Origin of the sequence: Fervidobacterium sp. 2310opik-2 (genome assembly GCF_011057735.1) — a bacterium.
Lineage (GTDB): Bacteria > Thermotogota > Thermotogae > Thermotogales > Fervidobacteriaceae > Fervidobacterium > Fervidobacterium nodosum.
In genome coordinates, this window is sequence record NZ_LNGG01000029.1 from 22,192 (window position 1) to 47,143 (window position 24,952).

The 24,952-nt window shown below is 34.8% G+C and carries 23 protein-coding genes and 2 other RNA genes; 12 read left to right on the forward strand and 13 right to left on the reverse strand.

What is annotated here, in order from left to right; genetic code table 11:
- Positions 1–7: 7 nt before the first annotated feature.
- The 8 genes from AS161_RS08915 to AS161_RS08950 form a co-directional block, all read right to left on the reverse strand.
- A complete protein-coding gene (locus tag AS161_RS08915) occupies positions 8–1,576 on the reverse strand; it encodes a hypothetical protein (protein ID WP_164542552.1) in 1,569 nt (522 codons plus the stop codon).
- Between the two features lie 18 nt (positions 1,577–1,594).
- Positions 1,595–2,221, reverse strand: coding sequence for a glycerol-3-phosphate 1-O-acyltransferase PlsY (gene plsY / locus AS161_RS08920; protein ID WP_164542553.1), 627 nt, complete (start codon positions 2,219–2,221; stop codon positions 1,595–1,597).
- Positions 2,222–2,247: 26 nt separating this feature from the next.
- Positions 2,248–2,892 (reverse strand): hypothetical protein, encoded by a 645-nt coding sequence (locus AS161_RS08925; RefSeq protein ID WP_164542554.1) that lies wholly within the window; start codon positions 2,890–2,892, stop codon positions 2,248–2,250.
- A 133-nt stretch (positions 2,893–3,025) separates the two neighbouring features.
- A complete protein-coding gene (flgG, locus tag AS161_RS08930) occupies positions 3,026–3,811 on the reverse strand; it encodes a flagellar basal-body rod protein FlgG (RefSeq protein ID WP_011994087.1) in 786 nt (261 codons plus the stop codon).
- Between the two features lie 11 nt (positions 3,812–3,822).
- On the reverse strand, positions 3,823–4,584 hold the full coding sequence (flgF, locus tag AS161_RS08935; RefSeq protein ID WP_346774428.1) for a flagellar basal-body rod protein FlgF: 762 nt from the start codon (positions 4,582–4,584) through the stop codon (positions 3,823–3,825).
- Between the two features lie 18 nt (positions 4,585–4,602).
- Positions 4,603–5,613 carry a rod shape-determining protein gene (locus AS161_RS08940; RefSeq protein WP_164542556.1) on the reverse strand — a complete coding sequence of 337 codons (1,011 nt, stop codon included), beginning with the start codon at positions 5,611–5,613 and terminating at the stop codon, positions 4,603–4,605.
- A gap of 1 nt (position 5,614) precedes the next feature.
- On the reverse strand, positions 5,615–6,439 hold the full coding sequence (locus tag AS161_RS08945; protein ID WP_164542557.1) for a DMT family transporter: 825 nt from the start codon (positions 6,437–6,439) through the stop codon (positions 5,615–5,617).
- A gap of 26 nt (positions 6,440–6,465) precedes the next feature.
- The gene (locus AS161_RS08950) at positions 6,466–7,011 is read right to left on the reverse strand and encodes a TIGR00725 family protein (RefSeq protein ID WP_011994083.1); all 546 of its coding nucleotides are present in this window, start codon (positions 7,009–7,011) and stop codon (positions 6,466–6,468) included.
- Positions 7,012–7,150: 139 nt separating this feature from the next.
- On the opposite strand from AS161_RS08950, the gene AS161_RS08955 reads away from it, so the two are divergent.
- The 10 genes from AS161_RS08955 to AS161_RS09000 all read left to right on the forward strand — a co-directional run bounded on the left by AS161_RS08955 (position 7,151) and on the right by AS161_RS09000 (position 17,407).
- Complete coding sequence (locus tag AS161_RS08955; protein ID WP_164542558.1) at positions 7,151–8,305, forward strand: CheR family methyltransferase; 1,155 nt, start codon at positions 7,151–7,153, stop codon at positions 8,303–8,305.
- Between the two features lie 41 nt (positions 8,306–8,346).
- A complete protein-coding gene (locus AS161_RS08960) occupies positions 8,347–9,099 on the forward strand; it encodes a hypothetical protein (RefSeq protein ID WP_011994081.1) in 753 nt (250 codons plus the stop codon).
- A 27-nt stretch (positions 9,100–9,126) separates the two neighbouring features.
- Positions 9,127–10,881, forward strand: a complete 1,755-nt coding sequence (locus AS161_RS08965) for a response regulator (RefSeq protein WP_164542559.1) — start codon at positions 9,127–9,129, stop codon at positions 10,879–10,881.
- 24 nt (positions 10,882–10,905) lie between these two features.
- The gene (locus AS161_RS08970; protein WP_164542560.1) at positions 10,906–11,499 is read left to right on the forward strand and encodes a chemotaxis protein CheB; all 594 of its coding nucleotides are present in this window, start codon (positions 10,906–10,908) and stop codon (positions 11,497–11,499) included.
- A gap of 29 nt (positions 11,500–11,528) precedes the next feature.
- Positions 11,529–12,836 (forward strand): response regulator, encoded by a 1,308-nt coding sequence (locus AS161_RS08975; protein ID WP_164542561.1) that lies wholly within the window; start codon positions 11,529–11,531, stop codon positions 12,834–12,836.
- Positions 12,837–12,860: 24 nt separating this feature from the next.
- Positions 12,861–14,051, forward strand: coding sequence for a methyl-accepting chemotaxis protein (locus tag AS161_RS08980; RefSeq protein WP_164542562.1), 1,191 nt, complete (start codon positions 12,861–12,863; stop codon positions 14,049–14,051).
- Positions 14,052–14,145: 94 nt separating this feature from the next.
- Entirely contained in the window at positions 14,146–14,757 is a 612-nt protein-coding gene (locus tag AS161_RS08985) for a winged helix-turn-helix domain-containing protein (RefSeq protein WP_164542563.1), read from the forward strand.
- Between the two features lies 1 nt (position 14,758).
- Complete coding sequence (locus tag AS161_RS08990; RefSeq protein ID WP_164542564.1) at positions 14,759–16,060, forward strand: hypothetical protein; 1,302 nt, start codon at positions 14,759–14,761, stop codon at positions 16,058–16,060.
- A complete protein-coding gene (gene lgt, locus AS161_RS08995; protein WP_206518811.1) occupies positions 16,021–16,935 on the forward strand; it encodes a prolipoprotein diacylglyceryl transferase in 915 nt (304 codons plus the stop codon). Before AS161_RS08990 ends, lgt begins: the two co-directional genes overlap by 40 nt.
- A 100-nt stretch (positions 16,936–17,035) precedes the next feature.
- The gene (locus AS161_RS09000) at positions 17,036–17,407 is read left to right on the forward strand and encodes a hypothetical protein (protein WP_164542566.1); all 372 of its coding nucleotides are present in this window, start codon (positions 17,036–17,038) and stop codon (positions 17,405–17,407) included.
- 80 nt (positions 17,408–17,487) lie between these two features.
- Here AS161_RS09000 and fmt read toward each other — a convergent pair whose 3' ends face one another.
- Positions 17,488–18,420: a methionyl-tRNA formyltransferase gene (fmt, locus tag AS161_RS09005; RefSeq protein ID WP_164542567.1), complete on the reverse strand. Its 933-nt coding sequence runs from the start codon at positions 18,418–18,420 to the stop codon at positions 17,488–17,490.
- A 56-nt stretch (positions 18,421–18,476) separates the two neighbouring features.
- A complete protein-coding gene (locus AS161_RS09010; protein ID WP_164542568.1) occupies positions 18,477–19,823 on the reverse strand; it encodes an MATE family efflux transporter in 1,347 nt (448 codons plus the stop codon).
- A gap of 175 nt (positions 19,824–19,998) precedes the next feature.
- Between AS161_RS09010 and rnpB the strand changes: the two genes are divergently transcribed.
- Positions 19,999–20,329, forward strand: an RNA gene (gene rnpB / locus AS161_RS09015) — RNase P RNA component class A.
- Positions 20,330–20,370: 41 nt separating this feature from the next.
- Here rnpB and ffs read toward each other — a convergent pair.
- Positions 20,371–20,635: signal recognition particle sRNA large type (ffs, locus tag AS161_RS09020), an RNA gene on the reverse strand.
- A 184-nt stretch (positions 20,636–20,819) separates the two neighbouring features.
- On the opposite strand from ffs, the gene AS161_RS09025 reads away from it, so the two are divergent.
- On the forward strand, positions 20,820–22,514 hold the full coding sequence (locus AS161_RS09025; RefSeq protein ID WP_164542569.1) for an HD domain-containing phosphohydrolase: 1,695 nt from the start codon (positions 20,820–20,822) through the stop codon (positions 22,512–22,514).
- 57 nt (positions 22,515–22,571) lie between these two features.
- Here the strand turns inward: AS161_RS09025 and AS161_RS09030 are convergent, their stop codons facing one another.
- Positions 22,572–24,614 carry a methyl-accepting chemotaxis protein gene (locus AS161_RS09030; RefSeq protein ID WP_164542570.1) on the reverse strand — a complete coding sequence of 681 codons (2,043 nt, stop codon included), beginning with the start codon at positions 24,612–24,614 and terminating at the stop codon, positions 22,572–22,574.
- Complete coding sequence (locus tag AS161_RS09035; protein WP_164542571.1) at positions 24,589–24,891, reverse strand: hypothetical protein; 303 nt, start codon at positions 24,889–24,891, stop codon at positions 24,589–24,591. Before AS161_RS09035 ends, AS161_RS09030 begins: the two co-directional genes overlap by 26 nt.
- Positions 24,892–24,952 lie beyond the last annotated feature (61 nt).

Here is a 24,952-nt window from a genome sequence, read left to right on the forward strand (position 1 = left end):
TATTTTCCTACTTTTTCCTGAGTTCTTCTGATTTTATAAGTGTGCTTGTGTAAAATACTGTATCGTAGTAGACATTATTCTTGAAATTTACACGAGCTGACACCTTTATCACTCCTGGCGGAATTGGTCTGAGATAGTTCCACTGAGCAATCCAAATGAGTTTTTTTGAGTTTTCAATTGCTTTTTGGTATGTTGGTGCGCCTGTAAATTTGGTGAGTATCGGGCAGTTGCCCAAGACTCTTAATGATTGCAATCTATAAATCGTTAGCTCGCCTTTACATTCTTTTAGAGTTATGTATTTTGGGGTAATCTGACTACTGTACACATCGCTTGGAGCATATACATCGTGTTCAAAGATGCTTAGGGAATGTTGGATATAGTGTACTTCATCACCGAATAAATCTTCGACACTAATGTATGCGTAAACAAAGTTATCATCAAACTCTAACCTTTCGATATTTACAAATAGTGGTTTATCATCTTTTAGAACATAATGCTCAATTTGCTTATTTTTCCATTTCATAACGAAAAGGTTTGGATAGCTGTATTCAATGAGGTCTATTCCTTTTATGTCGAATTTTTGGTCGTTAGCTATCAAACCGTCTTTGCCCGGGTATATTATGTCACCGTAAGGTGTTACCTCAAAATTCCAAATCTTCTCTGATAATTTTATCGACTGAATTTTTGAAAAGTTTTTCAGGTCGTATATATCTATTTCCTGAGTTAATCCGTTCAATATGTAAAGTTTGTCTATTGTTATTTCAGCATCTAATGCAGGGGTTACTTTTTGGAGCTTATGTTCAGTGATATTGTTGGAATAAACATTAAACAAAACTATTCTGTCAAAGTCAACTATATACATATTACCGTTCCTGTCAAATCCAGCGACTATCGGTGAACGTAAGCCTTTCAATAATTCGTATTCTGAATCGTTATAAATCGCGTTTTCGCTAACCAAGTAAAGTGAGCCATTGCGATCGAATATTATCTGCTTTATATTATGCGAAACTTTTTTTATGTTTGTCATTCGATTATTTTTGAAATATACTATTCTTCTGTTTTTACTATCGAGTACGCAATAAGAATCTCCATAGACAGCAACACTAACAGGTGTTTGAAAATATTCGATGCCTTTTATTATTCCACTCGCATTACCGATATATTTAAGTTCAAAGTTCTTTGAAGGCGATAAATTAATGTTTCTAAAGTACCTTACCTTTTCTAATATGTTATCTATATCATCATTTTTTACAAGTTGTGTAAAAGTACCAAATTCTTCTATTGCTTTGTCTATAAGTCCATTTGCAATTGCAAGCCTGCCTCTCAAAAACCAGAAATTTGCTATCTCATTGACATATACCCTTCCAGAGAGAGCTTGTTTAGAAAGCTCATATGCTTTCTGGAAATTACCTTGATACATTTGAATTAGCGACTGTGAAAAATAATTTCTTGCGGTTTCTTCATCTATAACCGCAAGTGATTTGGTTGGTAGCAAGATTAAGTAAAATAAAGCAAAGAATAATATAACCAAATTTGATTTAGCTTTCATAGAACTTTTGAAAGTTGCGTACTTCATATCTGCCTCTCTTTTTAATTATTTTGCGCTATTTTTATCTTTCCTATCCATCCAACCTAAGAAATAATCAACAACATTTGTCTTTCTTTCGTTACCTTCTAATAGGCGTTTAATGTTTTCTTTATGCCTATATACAGAAAATAGCGTAAGTGCAAGGAAGATAATCCAGTAGTTTTTGCCAAATACGAGTGTGAAGATAGTACCTGCCAATAGACCTATTATCGAAGCTAATGACACATATTGTGTTAAAGCCACAATAGCAATCCATATGCCCAAAGCGAACATTCCAGCTTGAGGGAAGATGGCAAAGAATGAGCCAAGAGTTGTAGCCACTCCTTTTCCACCTTTGAATTTTACAAACGGGGAGTAGCAATGGCCGAAAACGGACATAGCGCCAGCCATGACCATTGCGTTTTCACCTTGATTTTTGAAAATAAGAACTGCTACAACTGCTTTCATTATATCGAGAAACATCGCAAGTGCGCCGTAACCTGTACCAAGATTTCTTAAAACGTTTGTTCCACCTACGTTTCCACTGCCAACTTTTGTTATATCTATACCACGCAAACGTGGAATTATGTAGCTAAATGGGATAGAACCAATGAAATAACCTGCGATAGCTGCTACCCAAATCAAGCCACTCACACCCCTTCTCGATTCTAATTTTTTATCTATAATACATATTTTTCGAAATTTTCTTCACCTACTAAAGTTATAAGTATTTCTTTGTACGATGGCCTTGTGTTAATTACGTTGCTCAGAGCTTGCTTGATGGTTTCGAGGTCCTCTCCTGAAAAGTCTGAGCTATCTATCGCTTGGACTAAATCATGTATAATCTCTGGTATGTCAAGATAAGACATAGCTATTGCAATTTGTGGACCTAAAGCAAATCTTTCCTCGCCTTCAAGGAGCATGTATCTTAATAAAGGATAAAATTGTTCACCTGCGCCAAGTTTTGCCAATGCTTCGTATATTACAATCTGAGCCTCCTCAAAGTCGTACAATTCAAGAGCCTTTAGTATGTCTTTTACAGAATTTTTCGCGCCCATATCGCCAAGTAAATCGATAAGATAAAGTAGTTTCATATTATTTTTTTCGCCACGTAAGACTTCTTTTTTTACGTATTCTTCTATTTTTGGTCTTACGCTATCACCAAGTCTGTACAATACTTCAGTTGCTATTTCTTTAACATTTTCATCTTCGTCATCGAGAAGTTTTAGCATATCGTCAAAAGCGTCAGGACCTTTTTCGTTTATTATGCGTTCTATCAATTCTTCACGCTCTCTGTTTTCAAAATTTTCGTTGTTTTCGCTCAAAATTTCACCTCCAAATTATTTGTAATTCTAAACTATCGTTTATTATACCATACTCTTGAGAAAAATAAATAAATCCCCAGGTGTATGATTCCCCGGGGATTTTTTGTTCTTAATGCTTTTTTAGATTAATCTATTATCTTCTCAAGTTACTTGCTGTTTGAAGCATTTGGTCTGCCGTGATTATCGATCTTGAATTAAATTCATAAGCTCTCATTGCTGTAATCATGTCAACCATTTCTTTGACAACATCAACGTTTGATTTTTCTACGTAACCTTGCATTATCGTACCAAAGCCGTCCTGACCGCCAACACCTTCAATTGGCTCGCCGCTTGCGTTCGTTTGCAAATACAAGTTATCGCCTATGGATTTCAATCCTGCTGGGTTAACAAATCTTACAAGTGTTATTGTACCGAGCTGTTGAATTGTGCCATCGGCAAGCTCAACAGAGACTATACCATCTGGCGAAACTGTTAGCGAAACCGCGTTTTGTGGAACGACGATTGCCGGTGAAAGAAGTAAACCATTTGCGGTAACTACCCTTCCTTGACTGTCCAATTTGAACTGTCCATCTCTTGTATAGGCAATTCTACCATCTTGAAGTTGTATCTGGAAAAATCCATCGCCTGTTATCGCTAAGTCAAGTGCGTTACCTGTATTTTCAAGGTTTCCTTGTGTGAATATTTTAGTCGTTGCGGCAAGCTTGACACCATGACCAACGTATATGCCTGTTGGAGTTGTTGAATTTTGAGCTGTCGCTGCGCCAGCATTCTTTGAATAGCTATAAATCAAATCTTGAAATTCTGCTTTAATTTTTTTATACCCGGCTGTGTCAACGTTTGCTATGTTGTTTGATACAGTATCCATTTTAAATTGCTGTGTCCACATACCTGTCGCTGCTGTGTAAAGGCTGTTAATCATTTAACTCCCTCCTATCTTAATGCTCCAACATTATTGATTACTTTGTTGAGAAGTTCATCGTGGACAACTATAGCTTTGGATGTTGCTTCGTAGTGTCTGTGCGCTTCTATCATCTTTACCATTTCTCTTACTACGTTCACATTAGATTTTTCTATATAGCCGGGTAAAATCCTAAAACTGTCTTCAGGTAAGTTCTGTGGCTGACCGGTAAATAAAGTATCGCCTATCTTTCTAGGATTACTAAGAGCGTAAACAGCTATTCTATCAATTACATTCCCGTTTTCATCTAATATATTTCCAGCTTCATCTATTGAAAAGGTTTCCGGAACGACTATTTCTTGACCATTTTGATTGAGTAAATAATTACCTTGTGTGTTAACTAATCTACCATTGCTATCTCTAATAAATTCACCATTTCTTGTGTAGAAAATTTCATTTGCTTTTCTTACTGCGAAGAAGCCATCACCATTAATTGCGATATGTGAAGGTACATTTGTCTGTTCAAGAATACCTTGAGAGAAGTTCGTTCTAACCTCATCTAAAATAACAGCCTGTTCGAGATTGCCTATCTTTTTTACCTCTACTCTTCTGTTTTCTGGTTCTGGTTTTATTCTATCTATTTCTTTATTAAAATAAGCTTTAAAAGTAGGGGTATCGGCTTTATAGCCGTTTGTCTCAACGTTTGCAAGGTTATTTGATAATGTATCGATTTTTGTAATATCTACTAACATTCCCATCGCTGCCGTGTATACCCCTCTGTACAATTTACTCACGCTCCTATGAGATTATATTTATTTTTCATATGTCACTGCTACATGTTTCAATAACTCTTCATTTTCAAGTAGTATTCCTGTTCCTTTTGCTACGCACAGTAGAGGTTCATCTGCTATTTTGCAAGGTACTCCTATTTCTTCTTCTATGGCTTTGTCTATACCTCTAAGCAATGCGCCACCACCCGTAAGGACTATTCCATGTTTGACTATATCTGCTGAGAGTTCTGGCGGAGTTTTTTCAAGAACAAGTTTGATTCTTGAGATTATATTTTCGATAACAGATTTAATCATTTTGTAAACGTCGGTCGAATTTATTATCTCTGTTCTTGGTAATCCTGTTACCGCGTCTCTACCTTTAATCTCCAATTCTAAATCTTCTACATCTGGGTGAACTTTTCCTATTTTGATTTTTATCTCCTCTGCAGTTGATTCACCGATTATCAATCCAAAGGTTCTTCTTGTTCCTTTTACTATTGCTTCATCCAAGGCATTACCAGCCAATTTTATCGAATCACCAACAACGATACCACCAAGACTTATAACTGCGATATCTGTTGTTCCACCGCCGATATCTATAACCATGTTTCCCATAGGCTTCATGACATCTAAGCCTGTTCCAATTGCTGCTGCTGTTGGTTCTAAAACAATGTGTACCCTTTTTGCGCCTGCTTTCAAAGCGGCATCGTAGACCGCTCTTTGCTCAACACTTGTTGTTTTTGTTGGAATACCTATAACCATGTTGCATTTGAAAAACATACTCTTGTTGAGCTTTTTTATAAAATATTTCAGTACATTTGAGATGATTGTATAGTCAGCTATCACCCCATCACGCATGGGCTTCACTGCCAATATCTTATCTTCAGGTGTTTTGCCAAGCATCTCTTTTGCCTCAGAACCGATTGCTAAAATTTTGTTTGTTTTCTTTTCGATTGCGACAACTGAGGGTTCATTTAACACTATACCCTTTCCTAATTGATAAACTATGAAATTCGCTGTACCAAGGTCAATTCCTAAATCGTTTTTTGCCATACTACTCTCCCCTTTCGAAAATATATAATCCAATTATTAGCATTATTACACCAATTATATTATACAAACTCAAATTTGGTTTTATGAGTATGTTCTCTGATATAATAGTCACAACGGGAATGAAATATATTGCGTTTGTTGTTCTTCTATCACCAATTAACACTATTGATTTGTTCCAAAGGAAATATCCAACAGCAGAGCATATGACTCCAAGATAAATAAGGCCGATTAAACTTTTTGTTTCAATTATTGGTGTCATATCTTGAAAAAGCGAAAACGGAATTAGTGTAACGACACCCCAAAATGTTATAGAAAATATCTGGTCGATACCATCGTGATTTTCCATTTTCATAACATAATGTGTGTAAGCTACCCATGAGAATGCTGCTCCAAAAGCAAGGATATCTCCTAAGGGATTGAGTTCTAAAAGCCTTCCGTTTAGGATAACTAAGGCAACTCCTAAAAACGCTATAATAGAACCTATGTAGTGGTAAATATTTGTCTTAGTCTTATGTACCAAGTGTGTGAACAGTACGTACAAAATAGGCGCGCTTGATACAATTACAGCCGCATTTGTTGGATTAGTGTACACAAGTGCGGTATTTTCAAAGACAAAATACATAGTTATTCCCCAAAAACCAGCCCAGAAAGCATTTATATCCTTTATTTTTTTATTTTTAGTAAATGGAAACAATACCAGAAGCGCTATTATGAACCTGTAAAGTGCGGCTGGGAATGGTGGAAAAACGCTTACTACAAATTTAGTCGCGACAAAAGACATCCCCCAGAATAGCGTAACAATAACTACAGGCGCGTATTTAAGCATACTACACCCCCACAGATAACATCTATTTACTTTTGTATTTTTTCTATTATATCCAAGACCTCTTCCACACTCCAAGCTTGGTATACTGGCGCCATTTTTCTGTTATCAAGATATTTATCGTCTATAAGTACTTTCGATATTCTATCTGTCCAGCCACCTGTTCCCCTGAGTAATATAACGGGTTTTTTATTGGCATAAGTGGCTAAAATCTCAACGGCGGTACCAATTTCACCACCTATGGACACTACAACATCTACACTTTTCACGAGTATAAAAGAACGCATTTGGAAATCAAGACCAGTGGATATAACTAACGAATTATACTCATTCGAGTCTGAACCTTCCCAAGGTAATACTCCTACAGAAAAACCATTAACATTCGCTACACCTTTACAAACAAGTTCCATAACACCGTCTCTTCCACCTGTGAATACAACATATCTTTTTCCAAGTTCTTCACCAAGTTTGACACAAATATTTTCCAATTCCTTTACTGGGCTTTCGTTAATCGAACCGGAATATCCTATAACCCCGACTTTTATACTTTTGTTAGTGTTGCGAATATTAAGCATAATTTTCCTCCCCTATTAATTTCTATTTTTAATCAAAATTCATTTACTTAGTATAACACAAAGTGTGTTATAATAAAAGTGTAAATGTGGGATTAATTTTATTTTAACATGATATTTTTCATCTTCGGGGGTGTAATATTTGGAAACAGTTTCTAAAATCAAATCTCGCATCGTTGAGGTGTTAAAAAAACACCGTATGAAAGTTGAAGAGAGAAGATTGAATAGATTTATTGAAAGAATGTCAAGTATCCCCATCGATGAAATTCCTGAGGAGCTTTTTGAATTACTCGTTATTGAAAATCTGACGATAGGAGAATCCTATTTTTTTAGAGATAAGAAAACGTTTGAAAAGCTTAAAAGTATTCTGAAGTCAAAACCGAAATGGAATATCCTTTCAATTGGCTGTTCTAGGGGTGAAGAAGTTTACTCCATATCGATAATCGCAAAAGAAATGGGGGTTGAGTATAACATATTAGGTATTGATGTAAATCATCAAAGGATAGAAGAAGCAATCAATGGTTGTTACAGATTTTGGAGTATAAGGTTTCTTTCAGAACACGAAATTGAAAAGTACTTTGTTAAATATGAAGATAAATATTGCATAAAGGATGAATACAAAGAAAATACTTCATTTAAAGTTTGCAATATAGGAAACTGTTCTGCATTAATGAACATGAAATTTGATATAATTTTTATCAGAAGGGTTTTCATATATCTTGATAATGTGGAAAAAGTTTTAAATATAATATTGAATCTTCTTAACGATGATGGGTATTCGGTAATAGGTAGCGGCGAATACTTTCCTGAAATTTACAATTACTTTGAGCAAGTTTTTGACGACACTAGCGCGATTCTGAGAAAAATCAAACATGTGAAAACAAAAGAAAAGAAAGGAAATTTGCCTCCAGAAAGCATCAAAAAACCAGAGAAGATTCTCAAAGATGTTGATAAAAATAGTTCTAAAATAATTTCAAGCGAACCACAAAAGATTCCAAAAATTTCAGAAAAAATTACAAATATTGTTAAGTCACAAAATTTTGAAGAGGAATTAAGATTAATCGAACATATGATTGAAAACAAGCTCTATGATGAATCCTATAAGAAAATCGAATCACTTGCTAAAAAATATCCAACAGAACATCTTGTTTGGAAATACAAATCACTTATTGAGTATGAGCTTTCAATGTTTGAGAAAGCTTTTGATTCAATTAAAAAAGCGATGTTTTTAAATCACTACGATGAAGAAGTTTGGCAGTTGAAACATCTTTTGGAAAGGCTAGGACGAAAAAAATAATTTGAATAATTTAAGATGTTTTAAAATGGAGCGTGGTGATAATGGCAAAGTTCTACGCATGTGAAATTGAGTATGATAAAGGTTCCATAAAGATAGCGATAGAAAAATCTCTTGTCAGTGGTATAAGTGAAAAATTTATTTCGGGCCCTGAAAAGGATATTATTTTTGGTTTTGCGGAACATGGTAATTTCCTGTACCCCATCGTTACTCATTCAAAGTTGTCTTCTCCTGTTTTAAAGTACTTTATTATTCTCCAAAAGTATGCTTTTGGAGTTACAAGAGTGATTGAGGAAATAGAAGGCGAAATTATACCTATATCACCCAACTTACCGATACAAAAGGGGTCTAAATTTGAATCGATATCTGAATACATAGGTGTTGTGCAAAAAGACAGAGAGTTTTATTACGTATACAATATTCATAACGTGGAGTTACCTATTGAAGCAAGAGTGATTTCGTCAGAGGAAAAAGAAGAAAAAAAGACTAAGATTGATTCTCAAAAAGCGGATTTCGTAGTTATCGGTGGAAAGTATGCGGTGAGAAAAAGTAATGTAAAAACTATTGTATCTTTCGATTTAGTCACTCCTTACAAATTCCACGGCTATGATGGTTTTATAGATTATAAGAAAATAATACCAGTCAAAAATATTGATGAGGGAAAATTTATTGTGGTTCTCGATAATATTGCTTATAGAACCGGAAAGATAACGCTCGTTTCTGGAAACGAACTTTATCACGAATCAGGTAAGAAAATGCTTGAGACAGACGAGGGAACATATGAGATTATCGAATAATTTAAAATTACCAAAGGAGCTGATTTTATGGACTTCTTAGAAATGTTTTTTGAGGAACTTCGTGAGAAGGGAAATGAATCAATAAATGACATAAAATCCTTCCTTGAATCGAGAGATGGAGCGTTGATAAATGATATATACAGATTATTTCACACTATCAAAGGGTCAGCAAGTCTTGTTGGACTTGTTGGTTATAAAGATTTATTCCATAAAATCGAAGATTACTTCAAAAGTTATTTGGCTGGACAAGGTGAATTATCAGATGAATTTTTGTCAAGGCTATTATCGATAATACCACCTCTTTTGGAGCGTGATGGCGACCTTTCAGAATCAGAAGTCCAAGATTTAATCGATAGGTTAGAAGGAAAGAAAGAGGCTGAAACAACTATATTTTCTAAAGAGCAGGGAGCTTTATCTGTCGAAGATATTCAAGAATTTTTATCGATGGCTCTAACAACGGAAAATAGCTTAATGCGTGGAGATATAAATAGTGCACTTAGGATTATTCGTTTGGCGAAGTCCAAATTAACTTCCACTATCCAAGAATTATACTATACTAAGCTTCGAAATATTCTTTTGAACTTCGACACACTAATTGTTCAGGAGGCAACGAATGCAAAAAAGAAAGTAAGATTAAACCTTGAGATTGGTGATGAAATGGTTGAGAAGAAAGATTCGAAAGCTTTAATTGATATACTTGTTCATTTAGTTAGAAATTCGATATCTCATGGCATAGAATCGCCTGATGAAAGGAAAAAAATTGGAAAAGACGAAATAGGTGTAATAACTATTAGAAGTTATGTGCTGAATAATGAACTCTATTTAGAGGTAGAAGACGATGGTCAAGGGATAGACTTTGAAAAAGTAAGAAAGAAAGCCATGGAGAGAAACCTTGGACACTTAAGACCAGAAGATGTTATATTTGTGCCCGGATTTTCAACAAAAGAAGAAGCTGATGGTACAGCTGGTAGAGGTGTTGGACTTGACGCTGTCAAGAATTTTGCCATGGCACGTGGTGGTGATGTGGAGTTTGTTACTACACCGGGAAAAGGGACACGGTTTATAATCCACTTTCCAGTGAAATCATTCCTTATTAAAGTACTCGTTCTTGAAGCTGATGGGCAACAATTTTGTATAAGTACACAAGACGTGCTTGAGATAGTTACGAAGTTAAAAGCAATTGATGGTAAAGTTAAATACAAAGATAAGGTATGCGATGTAGTGTACAAATCCTCGAATCCAAGATTTGGAATAATAACCCGAAATTATAGAGCTATTTTCGTAGATAATATAGTTGGCATTTTCGATGGGCAAGTAAGTAGTGAAAGCTATCCATCTGTAAAGGGTTTTGTCAAAAATGTTTATGTTTATCCATTACCTATAATCGATATAGATTCATTTAGAGAAGGAGAAGTTAAAAAAACAAAGAAAATCAATGTTTTACTCGTTGACGATTCTGTCGTTACAAGAAGTGTTGTATCTAAGTTCTTGGAAGCTTTTGGTTACGAGGTAATAGAAGCCAAAAATGGTTCAGAAGCGATAAGTTATGTTGAGAGTTCAAATTGCGATGTTGTTGTTTGCGATGTGGAAATGCCAGATATAGATGGTTTTGAAACCACAAGGAGAATAAAACAAATAAAAAAAGAATTACCAGTGATATTGTTTAGCACACTTTCTAAAGAACAATTAGCAAAAGGACTCGAAGTTGGTGCGGATGCTTATTTATCAAAAGAAGAATCACCAGAGAGATTGCTGAGATTAATCGAAAAATTGGTAGGATAATTTTATGTATATGGATGTGAAAAAATGGAAAGTTCAAACAATATGCTTAATAAAGCCAATTACAAATTTATAATTGTTGGTTCCGCGGGAAGCCCTAATGTTGCAGTAAACCTTTTGAAAATAAACGAAAAGCTTAATATTCCAGTAATTATATGTATCCATTTTACAAGTAGTGCTATGGAAACGTTTGCAAATCACATCGAAATTGAGACAGGACATATAGTAAAAATCGTTGATCAACCAACTCCTATAAAAAATGAAATATACTTACCAAAAGGCGGTAAAGATATAATTTTCATTTCGGAAAATACTTTGAATTCTGTTGAGAGTGAATATAAGGTACATCCTTCGATATCAAAGTTATTTGAATCGCTTGTCAAATACGCAGACGATAAAACAACTATTATAGTACTCGGCGGACTTGGCGACGATGGAAAAGACTATGCCAAAATACTCAGAAATAAAGGGGTTAAATTTGTTATTGAGAAAAATCCAAGGTTTCCTTATCTGCCAAACAACATCGCGAAAGAATTAGAAATGAGATATGAACAAGCGGAACAGAGTAGAATAAAAGATATAATAATAAGAATTAACAGACAAGCTTTGCAAGATTATTGATTATAAATAATTTAAGCGTGGTGATAAATGTGAAAAAAGTGCTCGCGATTGATGATTCGACAGTTTGGAGAAATTTTTTGCAGAATCTTTTGGAAATTAAGGGTTACAATGTTGAAACCGCTAAAGATGGTTTGGATGGTATAAACAAATTTTTTACTTTTCTTCCAGATGTTGTTATTGTTGATTACGTAATGCCAAAGCTTAATGGTATACATTTCACACGCTTCATTAGGAGTTTTAGTTTTTCGAAAAATGTTGGAATAATCATGCTTACAGGTGCTGATGAAACAGTCAATAAATTTTGGGCTAAAAAAAGTGGTGTGAATTATTTTTTAAAGAAAACACTTCCTCAAGATGAATTAGAGAAAGAAATACTTGAATTTGTCAATAAACCATTCGCTATGGAATGGTCAAGGGAAATTTACAAAATCCATATAGAACCATACGGAGAACTTGTGGATATAATTGAAGAGAGCTTAAAAGAATCGACTCTGGTGAGAGAGATAATGAGCTATTCCGAATTTATTTACGATGAAAGGCTTGTTGTAAATAAACTTTTTGAGCTTTTTAGCGAAGTACTGAACTTTAAAGCGATGTATATGAGCATTTGTTCATTGTCTGAAATGAGGCTCTATGGGTTTGGTGAGAATTTAGCCTCGCCAGAAGAATTACATTCGTTTATAGAAAATTTTACGGGCATAAGATATTATTCCAGTGTAAAAGCATATTTTGATGGAAATAGAAAAATAAAAGATAATTTTGTAATAGAGATTATCTACCAAAAGGGTGAACCTGTAGGGTTTTTAGTTGTGGAAGAGCCTTCTTCACATGAAGTTGTTCAACATGTGCTTTCGATTGTTAACGAACCAATTGGTGCTTTAATAGGTTTAATTAACGATTACAACAATCTTTCATCAGGAAAAGAGATAGATGAAGTCACCGGGTTATGCAATAAAACATATTTTAGAACGAGATTGTTGAACGCTTTGGATTTTGTTCAAAGGAATAACTTGCCAGCATCACTTGGAAAATTAACGATCAAAAATCTTAGAGAGATAAGTACTAAACATGGTGAAGAGGCGACAAATAATTTATTGAAAAAGATTGGAAACCTTTTTCTTGAGAAATTTCAGGAGTTTTCTGGAAGGTTTTCTGCTAATGAGTTCGTTTGTATATTTATTGGCGAAGATATAGAACGAGCTAAATTAGAGATTGAAGAGTGCAAAAAAAATGTACAAAAAATTGCACAAAGTGAAAATATTAAAATTGATTTTGATTGTAAAGTTGTCGAGTGGCACGGTGAAACGATTGGAGAGCTAATTGAAAAATTAACATAAAATCTTAATTGGGGGTGGATAAATATGAAATTAAGGATGAAACTTAGAACTAAGTATGCTTTAATAATTGCGTTATTAATTTTTGCAACGACTTTGGTTTTCTTTTCGATATTGATTTCTCAAGTTTCAAAAATTATCGAAAATATTACACTTAAGAATTTTTTAAATGAGACAAAAGTGTTTTCCGAAATAAAACAATACGATTTTTTACTTAATTTCAAACCAGAATTTGGATATTACTATGTTCTTTCAACTGAAGGTATAACGCTTTACCATACAGATCCGACAAAAATAGGAATTGACGTAAAAACCCAAGTTCCAGGGTTATTGGAATATATGAAACAAGAAAAATCGGGAGTATATTCTTATTTATACCAAGGAGTAAAAAGATACGTTGCTTTTTCTTACGATGGTGAAAAATACTTTGCTCATGCAGCAAGGGAAGATGAGCTTTTCAAAGATTTGAAAAGATTGCAATCTAACATATTTAAGTTTCTAATTCCAGTAATGGTTATAATTTCCATAATTATTGGTTATATTTTTGGTGGTATTCTTATTGCTCCTACGAAGAAACAATATTATGCGACAAATGAATTGTTGGAGAAGATTTCAGACAATATCATATCAACATCTACTTCAACCGCTGAGATAAAATCTATGGCACAAAATACCGAAGAAGCCTCTATGGAGCTTGATAAATCAGTTGAAGAATTTGCAGCTTATTTTGAAGAAAGCCGAGCGGAAGTGGAAACGACATTAGATAGAATAAAAGACTTTACGAAAACAATAGAAGAAATAACGAATGCTGTTACGGAATTAACGAATATGATAGAATCTGTTGGCGGGTTTGTTGAAAAAATAACTGAAATATCAGATAATATAACTGTATTAGCTATAAACGCATCGATTGAGACGAGTAAAGAAACAATAGACCGTGACGGACTTTCTCGAATAGCGGAAATGATAATGGAACTTTCTAATTCAACTCGTTCTCTTGCCAAGGAGTCAAAAAATTCACTTAAAGACGTTGATAAAGTAGTTACTTCGACTGTCTTGATTACTGAAAAAATATCCAAAGAATTAAACAATGTCAGAGAATCATTGAATCTAATAAGCCAAGTTGTATTTGCGTCGACACAGAATACAGACAAACTCTCTCGAATTTCTCGAAATACTCATGAAGCTGTGGAACAGTTGTATGCAGGTGTTGAATAACTTGAAGAAGCAATTAGTCAAATAAAATCTGAGGTAGAAAAATTCGGTCAAATGTTTAGAGATATAAAATTGTGAGATTATGAGGAGGATTTGGATGGAAAAATTTGATTTTTTTGAATATTCTCCCTTATACAAACAAATGATGATTTTACAAGCTCTTTCCGAAGGAATTACGTCTCATTCAGAAATATCTTTGAAGGCAGGTATTGTCCCTTCGTTGGTTAATAAATACCTTAAATCCTTTCTTTCAGATGAGCTTGTGGAAAAAGTCGAAGGGAAGTATAAACTTACAAATAAAGGATTAATAAAACTTAATTATTTAAGATTAGCGTATTTGTCTGAAATTTCAGAATTGTATAAAAGCATCGAAGTTAAATTTCAGGATGTGTTTTTAAAGCTTGTTGGAAAAAAAGACATCTGTATTTACGGCGCCGGCGTTGTTGGTAAGATGTTATTTAGATTAATAGCTAACAAAGAAAAATTCAATGTTATAGCGTTTTTAGATGATGACAGAAACAAAGTTGGGACAAAGATAGAAGGAGTACCTGTTTTAAGCTTAGAGACAAATATACAAGCGGACGCTTTAATTGTCGCTTCTTTTAAAAATGTTGATAAAATGTGCGAGAAAGCGTTGAAAAAAGGTTTTAGAAATGTTTACTCTGTGGAATTCTTAGGTGATAAACTCAAGCTTGTTTGGAGAGGCTGAGATGGAATATCTTGATAAGCTTTTATCAGGAATTGATGATGGGTTAAAAGAAGAGTTTTTGAAGAGGAAAAAACTTCAAGAAGAGAATTTCAACGAGTACAAAGATTCTTTCACTGAAATATTTTGGGATGTGTATTTAAATATTGCGGAATTACTTGAAGAAAACAGTCCTATGGAGCAAAGATTATTCATTAGGGCTGGCATTGTTGATCCGCGTTACTTAGCAAAAGATTGGGATAGAATAAAAGAAATTGTAAAGCTTGTGCAGAGTGATACAGTTTTTTATGCTGATGAATGGATTATTGCTATTAAGAAAAGCAAAGTTCCTCCATCAACTTTCGAAGATGTCATTCAAGATAGTATGCAAGAAAGACAAATTGATCCTACAATGTTTGAGAAGGAGTACGAACGAAGGTTGTTTGAAAGAAGTATAGAGGAAGAAAAACTTAAAGACCTTGTGAAAGGAATACAGGGGAAGGGACCATATTCAAAAGGCGTTTACGTAATATTTGATGAGGTTATAAAAGCTATTGGAAAATTGAAGAAGATGGATAGTGATATAAAGAACTTAAAGGAAGTTTTAGATTCGATGCATGAAAAACAAAGAAATTTGCCTTTAAAGTCAAGTAGTGAAAAGAAATTAACAGAACACTTAGTTGTAAGGCAGATGGTGAAAAAAGCTATTGGAAAATTTGGTATTCAATATCCTGCATTGATATCGAATTACTTTAAAGAAATAAACCAAGTCTTCACGAAATCTTTTGTCAACGAATTAATTGAAAATTTTAAGCTTATCGATAAAACTTCACTTACCAGAAATATACGTGGTACAGAAGTACTTATGCCACCTTATATAATTTTGGTCCCGGGTTACGGCGAAATGGGCTTCTGTTGGGAACCTATTGAAGGATTGAATATTTACGGTCGTGGTAGAATTGTTGTACCACTTTTCTCACGCAAAGGCACTGAACCATTTTACCAAGCTTTTGGTGAATATAGATGGAAGTTAGAGAAAGAACTCTCATTTGGCAGATGGATGGAGGAAGGATTAACAGGTGAGTATTATAGGTATCTTGAGGACAACAAGTATAAAGGGAACCCTGCGGAATATTTCGTAAAAGATTATGTACTATGGGTTACTAAAGAAGTTGCCGGTATTCAAAAGCTTGAAAAACCTGTTCGTGAGATATTTTGGAGATATATACCGTTCGATGATTCAATAAAGGAGAAATTAGCTAATGTAAGTTATATTTATCAACAACTATGGGAAAAAGATTTAAGAAAAAGGAGGAGCCAAAGTTGAGCAAAAGTAAAAGAATTATATTATCAGTCGTGATTATTTTAGCCGTTGGAATTGGATTGTTTTTCTTCTTAAGGGAAGTTTTTTCTGGACGGCTTATTGTTAGGGATTACATTTTCCAAATTGGCAAATTTCAATTGAGGTGGTACAGTATTTGTATTGCAAGTGGTATATTAGTCGCTTACGTACTTGCGAGAAGAAGATTAAGCATGTATCCTATTAAACCAGAAGATCTTGATGAGGGATTATTCTGGGGAATTGTTGCCGGAATATTGGGGGCAAGGATTTACTATGTTATTTTTAATTGGAATTACTACTCGAAATATCCTTCGGAGATATATAAGATATGGCACGGTGGATTAGCTATCCATGGTGGTATATTTGGAGCTCTGCTGATGATATTTATATACTCAAAAATAAAAGGTTATTTTAAATTTGTCCACGCAACCGATTTGTTTACTTCTGTGCTTCCTTTGGCTCAAGCAATTGGCAGATGGGGAAATTTCTTCAATTACGAAGCCTATGGAAGACCCACCACACTACCTTGGAAAATGTATGTTCCACCTGAAAGAAGAATGCCAGGTTTTGATATTGATAGATTTTTCCATCCAACCTTTTTATACGAAAGTTTGTGGGATATAACTATATTTGTTTTTCTGTACTTTTTTGTTGAAAAAAGAAAACGTGAATATGGTGAAACAACAGCTTTGTACCTTATACTTTATTCATTAGGTCGCTTTTGGATCGAATCACTAAGGCTTGACAGCCTTATGGCAGGTCACTTTCGAGCAGCTCAGGTTGTTAGTATTATTCTAATTTTTATCGGTGCTGCTTGGTATGCGTACATAATAGGGAAAACGGGCAAGAGGGGCAATTAAAAATTAATCGAACGATTTCCATATTAACTTAGTCTAAATTTATGCTATAAGGATGAATATGTTTTTGGTTGTTTCCACATAAATTTCAAGGGGGGATTATATGGAAGGTACAGAAAAGATGGTCAGTTATGTTAAGTATGAACACGAGTTGGAAACTGAATACAGAGAGAAATTAGCGGAAGCAAAGAGAAAAAGTGATGTGAAGAATGTTTTTGTAGAATTCATAATAAAACTTCTTAAAAAAATTGAACCGAGTTTGCCATTATCTTTGATGGAAAATATAAGGTTCGACGAAAAAGAATTTAAATACGAATTTATGGGTGAACTTGAAAACCTAGTTAACGAGATTGGTAAAGAAAGTGACTTAAAAGCTATAATAAACAGAATGTATGAAACGGCAATGCATAGATACAAAAAAATTGAGCACGATGAGAATATCGATTACTTTAGGTTAAATAGTACGAAAAAGTAATTTCTCCCCCTCCCCATCCCCCTGGTAGGAAGGTAAATAAAAAACATTATCCCCGCGCATCGCGGGGATTTTTTGTTTTTTTAATCTAAATTTCTAAATACCATTCCTTCCTTTATGAGCCCACCGTTTTTTGCCGAAAGGAATGTTATTTTATTTTTCCCCGGAAATTGGATGTATTTTATATGTAAGAGACCATCGATAGTCTTTATAACACCATCACCAGATTGCTTTTCAATCCTTACAACAGTACCTGGTTCAATATTCTCTTGGGAATTGCTTTCTATTTCGCATGCACCATACAATTTAACTTCTATATCATTTAAAAACGTTCGCACGCCAGGAGTTGGATCGTAAGCTCTAATCTTATTTCTTACCTCCACCGCTGGTTTTGAGAAATCAACGTATAAATCTTTTTTCTCTATTTTAGGCGCGTATGTCGCTTTTGAGTGGTCTTGCGGGGTTAATGTGACTGGATAATTTTTTAGAAACTCCTCAAGAAGTTCTGTGCCATACTTTATAAACTTTTCGTAAACACTTCCAAATGGTTCACATTCTTCTAATTCAAAAGCTCTTTGCAAAGCAATATCGCCCTCGTCCATACCTTCGCTTATTTTGAATATAGTAACGCCTGTAACTCTTTCGCCATTTTCGATAGCTCTCTGCATCGGGGCAGGGCCCCTGTATTTCGGTAAGAGCGATGTGTGAACATTGTAAAGTGGAATAGCATCTAAAAATGGTTTTCTTAACAGTCTACCATAGGCGACGACTATACCAATATCTGGTCTGTAGTTCTCAATAATTTCTAACCCTTCTTCATTTAGTTTTGAAGGTTGGAAAACGGGAATACCGTACTTTTGAGCCACCTCTTTAACCGGAGTAGGCAATAATTTCTGCCCCCTGCCGCGTGGCTTGTCTTTTTGTGAAATAACAGCAACGACGTTAAATTTTTTTTGAATAAGAAAATCTAAATAACTCGCGGCAAATTCAGGAGTGCCCATAAACAAAATGCGCATAAAATACCTCCAAATCAATAAATCTAGGTGTAGAATTTTTATTTTCACACAGAAGATTATACCACGCTTTTTTTCCAATTGGAAAGCCTAAAGAAAAGATAAGTTATAACAAAAACAATTAGGTTACTTATTATCATTCCAACGAAGATACCTTTAAAACCAAAGGTGAGAGATAATGCCGCGATGATAGGGATTCTAATTCCCCATAAACGGAGTATATCGCCAACCATGGTTAGTATCGTCTTCCCAGCTCCAATCAGCGCGTTGTTATAAATCATATAAGCCGTAAAGATGGGCATTGAGAAAGATATGTATTTGAAATAGATTTCTCCCATTTGTATAACTTTTGGATCGTTTATAAAGAATTGAGTCACTTGCTTACCATATATAAATGTCAATAAAGATAACACGCCGATAATGGTTATATTCCAGTAAAACGCTTTTAAAACTGTATATTCAGCATCTTTATATCTCTTTGCACCGATAAACTGTCCAACCATTGTGGAAACAGCGCCGGCAAGCCCGAAAGATATCATAGAAACCAAATTGGTAACCCTATTACCTATCCCGTAAGCACTTATTACGGCGGGACCAAACATAGCCACATATTTCATAATAACAGCGAAACCAGCCGATGTTATTGACATTCCAAGCGCGCTTGGAAGTCCAAGCTTAAAAATCAAGCCTATAATCTTCCAATCTGGTTTAAAATCGCTTTTCGATATTTTCACATGAGCTTTTTTTGAAACAACGTGGTATACAGAAATTCCAGCTGCTATAAACCGACCAATATTAGTAGCCCAAGCTGCACCGGCAACACCAAGCTTAGGAAATGGTCCAATACCGAATATCAATAGTGGATCGAAAAACATATTTATAAGATTCATGTAAAGGGTTATTCTCATGCCAAATTGAGAATCACCGACGGCGCGCATCGCGGAAGTTGTGCTGTTGATTATAAATACAAGTGGAAGACCTAACATATCTACTATGTAGTATTTTAAAGCATACGGGACAACATCTCTACTTTCAGAACCCGCGATAGAGTTCAATATAGGTTTTGCAAAAGCGATTCCTAGTACGGTAGCCAGCAAACCAACGGATATCGTAACAAGGTATAACTGCCCAATTGATTTTTTAACCTTTTGTATATCCATTTTTCCGTAACTTTGTGAGACAATAGCTATCCCAGCGTTTGAAAAACCCATGGCAAGTGAGATAAATGTGAATATAACGGGCCAAGTAATTGTGGAAGCTGAGAATTGTACAGGCCCAAGCTTACCTAGAAAATAAGAATCAACGATATTGTAAATTGTTTGAAGCGCGTTTGAAACTATGAGAGGCCATGCTAAGTGAAATAACGAATATTCTATTCTTTCATTAAGCACGTTTACTTTCGCCACATTTTCTCCCTACCTTTTGCTTTTTCTCTGAGAATTTTAATGTGAAAAATTCGTACTACGAACTAAATGTATTTTATCATAAATTTTGCATAAGAGCAACAATCAGAAATTGAAATATTTTGAAAGTGTAGTAGAATAATCTACGCAAATCATTGCTTTAAAAATTTTAAAAGCTCAAGAGGGGCGAGCAAGCGCAGGCAGCCGCACAAGGCTGTCCTGAGGAAAGTCCGGACTCCGTGGGCAGGATGCTAGCTAACGGCTAGGTGGCGTGAGCCACGGATAGGGCCATAGAAACGGAAACCGCCTGAAAGGTTATTCCGAGTAAGGCAAGGGTGGAAAGGCGAGGTAAGAGCTCACCAGCAGTGCAGTAATGCACTGGCTTGGCAACCCACATCCGGAGCAAGGTCAAACAGGGGGTTGGGCGGTCCCACCCTAAATCCCCCGGGTAGACCGCTTAGACAGATGCTTGCTCAAGACAGAATCCGGCTTACAGCTCCTCTTGAGCTTTTTTATTTTGGCCTACACAATTCACACAAAAAAAATGGTGCCGTACACCCCGCTTCGACACGCCTGAACCCGGTCGTACGTACCCGTTGTGGCTCCGGCCGGGCACTCCTACGGCACACACTTGCCTACTTAGGGCTGCTTCCTTCCGGACCTGACCCGGTTCGCAGGTAGTTGTTGCGTAGGACCCAACCTTCAACGCCATCAGGTACGCCGTTTCCGAACCCAGGTAGCCTCAGACGGGGAATTCAGCCCCGCTAAGGTGGGTTTCGGGTTACAGGGGACCACCAACCCCCCGCTTAGTACGGCACCATGAGTTATTCTACCATTTATTTTTTATTTTTCAAGAGAAATTTTAAATATCTGTGAATTTTTGAGGAATGCTAATTCTTTTTAATTGATTTTAATAAAATAATTTGTGATATAATAAAATACAAAAAAGATTTATATTTTCTTTCAACGAAATGAACATTTCTGTAAGGAGATGGAATTATGAAAAAACTTAGAAGTTTGAAAAAATGCATGAATTTCAATATGTACCTTATTACAATTCTATTCGCTTTCCTGCTGTTTATAATTATTTTTGATGTATTTCAGCACAAAGAGTTTCAAAAAACTTACGTTAATATACGCGCGTATTTTAATTTAATAAACGATGTTGTTGTCGGAAGGAAAAATTTTGATGAGTTGTTAGTACCTATGAGAAATGTTAGTTATAAATACGAAAAATTTGCTCAAGCGCTTGAAGATTTTAAAAATGGAAAAATCGATAAAGAAGAAGTCTTAAATTACGTTCGTGACTTTGCTTCCTATCTTAGAAGCTATGAAGAGAAAAAATTTTCGCATATAAACAATGTTTATAAATTTTCTTCCATTTTCGTTGTTTTTGGTGTAATTATTATGGCGTTTTTTGGATTTCAAACAAGAAAATTCAAAAAGCATGTTGATAAAGTTATAGATAATTTTCAACAAATAGCACGTAATGTTAATATCTCGGCTATACCTCTTCCAAAAATAGAGTACGAAGAAGATTTAGAAGCTTTTAAAGCTATTAATGAAATTAATAACGTTCAGAATATATACGATACAATTAAACACATACCATTGACTTCAACGATAGAAGATTTTGTTTTTAATATTGGGCCGTATTTGTGTAGTTTATTCAATTCGCAAAGGTTTTCTGTGGCTCTTATCGATTGGGAAAGTAAAACTATAACTGCCGAAGTTGCTTATACAAAAGATCCAAATAAAAAATTTTTTTTAAAAGCTGGGTTTAAACAAAGTTTTGATGAAACCTCTCTTGGAAAGATGATTAGTGAAAATATCCAATTTAGGATAATAAACGACCTTTATGAACACTTTCAAAAAACAAAATCTTTAAGTACCAATTTTATCTTGGAAGAAGGCTTTCAATCAAATTTGACTGTTTTAACCTCAATAAACAGCAGACCGTTTGGCTTTATCTTTTTAGCTTCGGAAAGGAAAAATAATTACACAGAGCGCGATGCAAGGCTTCTTTTGGCACTTTCGAACGTAATTTCCTATAGATTTTACTATTCGATAATTATGCAAAACTTAATTTCAAATCTCGGTTCAAGCTTTGTTGACCTTGTTGAGTTTAGAGACAACGAAACTGGCAATCATATTAAAAGAGTAGCTCTTTACTCGAAAATAATAGCGGAAAAATTGGGGTTACATCCGAGAAAAGTCAGAGAAATTTACCGCTTTGCACCTTTACACGATATAGGTAAAGTTGGGATACCAGACGCGATATTGCTTAAGCCAGCAAGGTTGACAGATGAAGAGATGGCTATAATGAGAAAACATGTTGAGATAGGTGAAGAAGTACTTAGAAAATTTTCTAATAGTTCGAAAAACTTTATGGAAACTCAAGCAATAGAAGTTATGATAAATATAATTTCAGACCACCACGAAAAATTCGATGGTAGTGGTTATCCGAGGGGTAAAAAAGGAGAAGAGATAAGTATAGAAGGAAGGATAGTTGCGTTAGCTGATGTCTTTGACGCGCTGACAACGAAAAGGCCGTATAAAGAACCGTTTGATTTTGACGTATCTTTGGAAATGATAGTAAAAGAAAAAGGTAAACATTTCGATCCAAATGTCGTTGACGCATTTTTAAGTGAGATTGATAAAATACGAAAAGTTTATGAGGAATTTAAAGATTAAAATTATCACAAAACCTCTCCTCACAAATTTTGAGGAGAGGTTTTTCTTTTTAATTTACTAACTTAGGTTATTGGATATCTCCTTCATAAGTCTTATTACTTCGTCTCTTGTATTCTCAACTTCTTTGAATAAACGCTTTGCCTTTTCGTAATCTTTTTTCCTTAAGGCTTCGTCTATTTCTTTTCCAAACGCGTGTATTTTCTTGTGTGGTGCATCTATTTCTCTCCATTTGTCCGCTACTTTTTCTGGAGGTCTAACAAAATGATAAATGGAACCAAACTTGCAGAATGAGCCATCTAATACGACATTCAATTTTTCATCCATTCTGTTTATAGCACTTTCCACATCTTTCATCCATTTTTCATGGGCTTCTATCTCACTATTAATTATATCTTTTAACTCGCTTTCGTTTAAAACAACTATTTCACTTGATATGATTGATCCGATTTTCTTAAATGACTCAGATACTTCAAAAGAGGATTGTTTCACAAGTTTAAAGTTGTTTTCCATTTCTTCTGATCCTTTTCTGTCCATTTCCATCTGTTCACTCATGTCGGTTGCTGTTTTTGACAATGTTGCCATTGCTGCGGATATTTCTTCTATAGATGCGCTTTGTTCTTCTGTTACCGCCGCAAGGTTTGATGCTTCTTTTTCTAGCGTTGTTACTTCAGATTGTATATCTTCAAGTTTTTGGCTCACCAATTTAGTCGCATATTCTATATTCCTTATTTTTTCATCAAAACTTTCAAGTCTTTCGCTTATTCCACCAACTCCGTCTCTTAGCTCTGTCAGTATTTTACCTATCTCTGTAGCCGATATCCTCGTACTTTCAGCCAGTTTTCTAATTTCATCCGCAACAACCGCAAATCCCCTTCCAGCCTCTCCTGCGCGTGCAGCTTCTATTGCTGCGTTCAATGCTAATAAATTCGTCTGCTCCGCTATATCCGTTATCGTCTTTAATATGTCTCCTATCCTTTCGGATTTTTCTTTCAATTGATTTGCGAACCCAACTATCTCTTGTGAACCTTGAATTGTTTCATCGACTGAGCCTTTCATTTGAACTATCGAATCGTTACTTAGCTCAACATCATTTGTTATTTTTTCAACTGCTGTGGCAACGTTCTGGGCAGCTTTTGATATGTTTGATGTGGTGGCAGATATTTCTTCTATTGTTGCTGTTGTTTCCTCTACTGAAGAAGATAACGTTTGTGCCATTTGAACTCCATATTCAAAGCTTTCCTTGAATACTTCAAGCGAAGAGTAAGAATCATCGATTTTTGAGATAAGTGTACCTAATCTAATGTTAGAATCTTTTGATGAGAGGACAAATTCTTTTATTATATTTCTTAAATTAGCGAGCAACTCAGATAATTTTTGAAAAACGCTTGATATTTCATCTTTACCTGATTTGAATGAGATTCCTTTTGCTAAGTTCCTTTCTTTTTGTAATTTTTCTATTTCTATCACAAGAGTTGAGATCTTTTTCACCGTGAGTGTGGAGCAGAGTACAACAATAGCTATTGTTATCAAAGCCACAAGTAGTCCTAACATAATCTGGGAAGTTATATCTTTTTTCTGCATACTGAAAATATCCCTTGCGTCGATTCTTTGAAGGAGTACTGCGAATGGTTTTCCATCGACATCCTTAAAAGGGTAATTTATGTAAAAATATTTATCATCCTCAAAAGATTCTTCTTTTCCAGCTTTTAGGTTTTCAATGTTGTACTTTTGCAGAAAATCTTCAACTTCGTCAGGTTTTGTAATTATTTCTGCAGGTTTACCATATTCATCTAAGAATTGATAGACAATCGCATCCCCGATTTTTTTAAGCACTTCTTTATTTAATAAAAATGTAACTTCCATAGTACCCACAAATTCGTTGTTATAGTATACAGGTCTTACGTATCTAAAGCCAACACCACTTTTGCCTGGAGATGATACAAATATGGGTTCTTTTTTCTGGAGCACAACTTTTATGTCATTTCTATAGTCTAAACTATCTCCGTATTTATTTAAATCATTAGTTCTGAGGAACGATTTCAAATCAGGAGTATGGAAGTGTATTAGGTTGGTTTCATAGTTTTTTTGATAAATTCTCATGGATTGGCATCACGTATTGTATGAGCATATCCCTATCTTTGTTAGCGAATGCTTCTAATATCTCTTGTTTTGATAGAACATAGTCGGATGCGAGTTGGAGTTTTTTCTGGACATCTTCAAATGTCTTTTCTAAATTTTTTGCAAATGTTTCTTCCATCTTATTCATCCAAAGACCGCTATTTTCAGTATTTGAACGGTAGTCTAAGAAAATGGTTAAACCTATTCCCAAAGCAACTAACACAGGTAATAAAATGTAATTCACCATTTTAATACTCATTAATTTCACCTCCAATAGAAATTTTTATGTTTGCGGGTTTTTTGATATTCTATCTTAACAT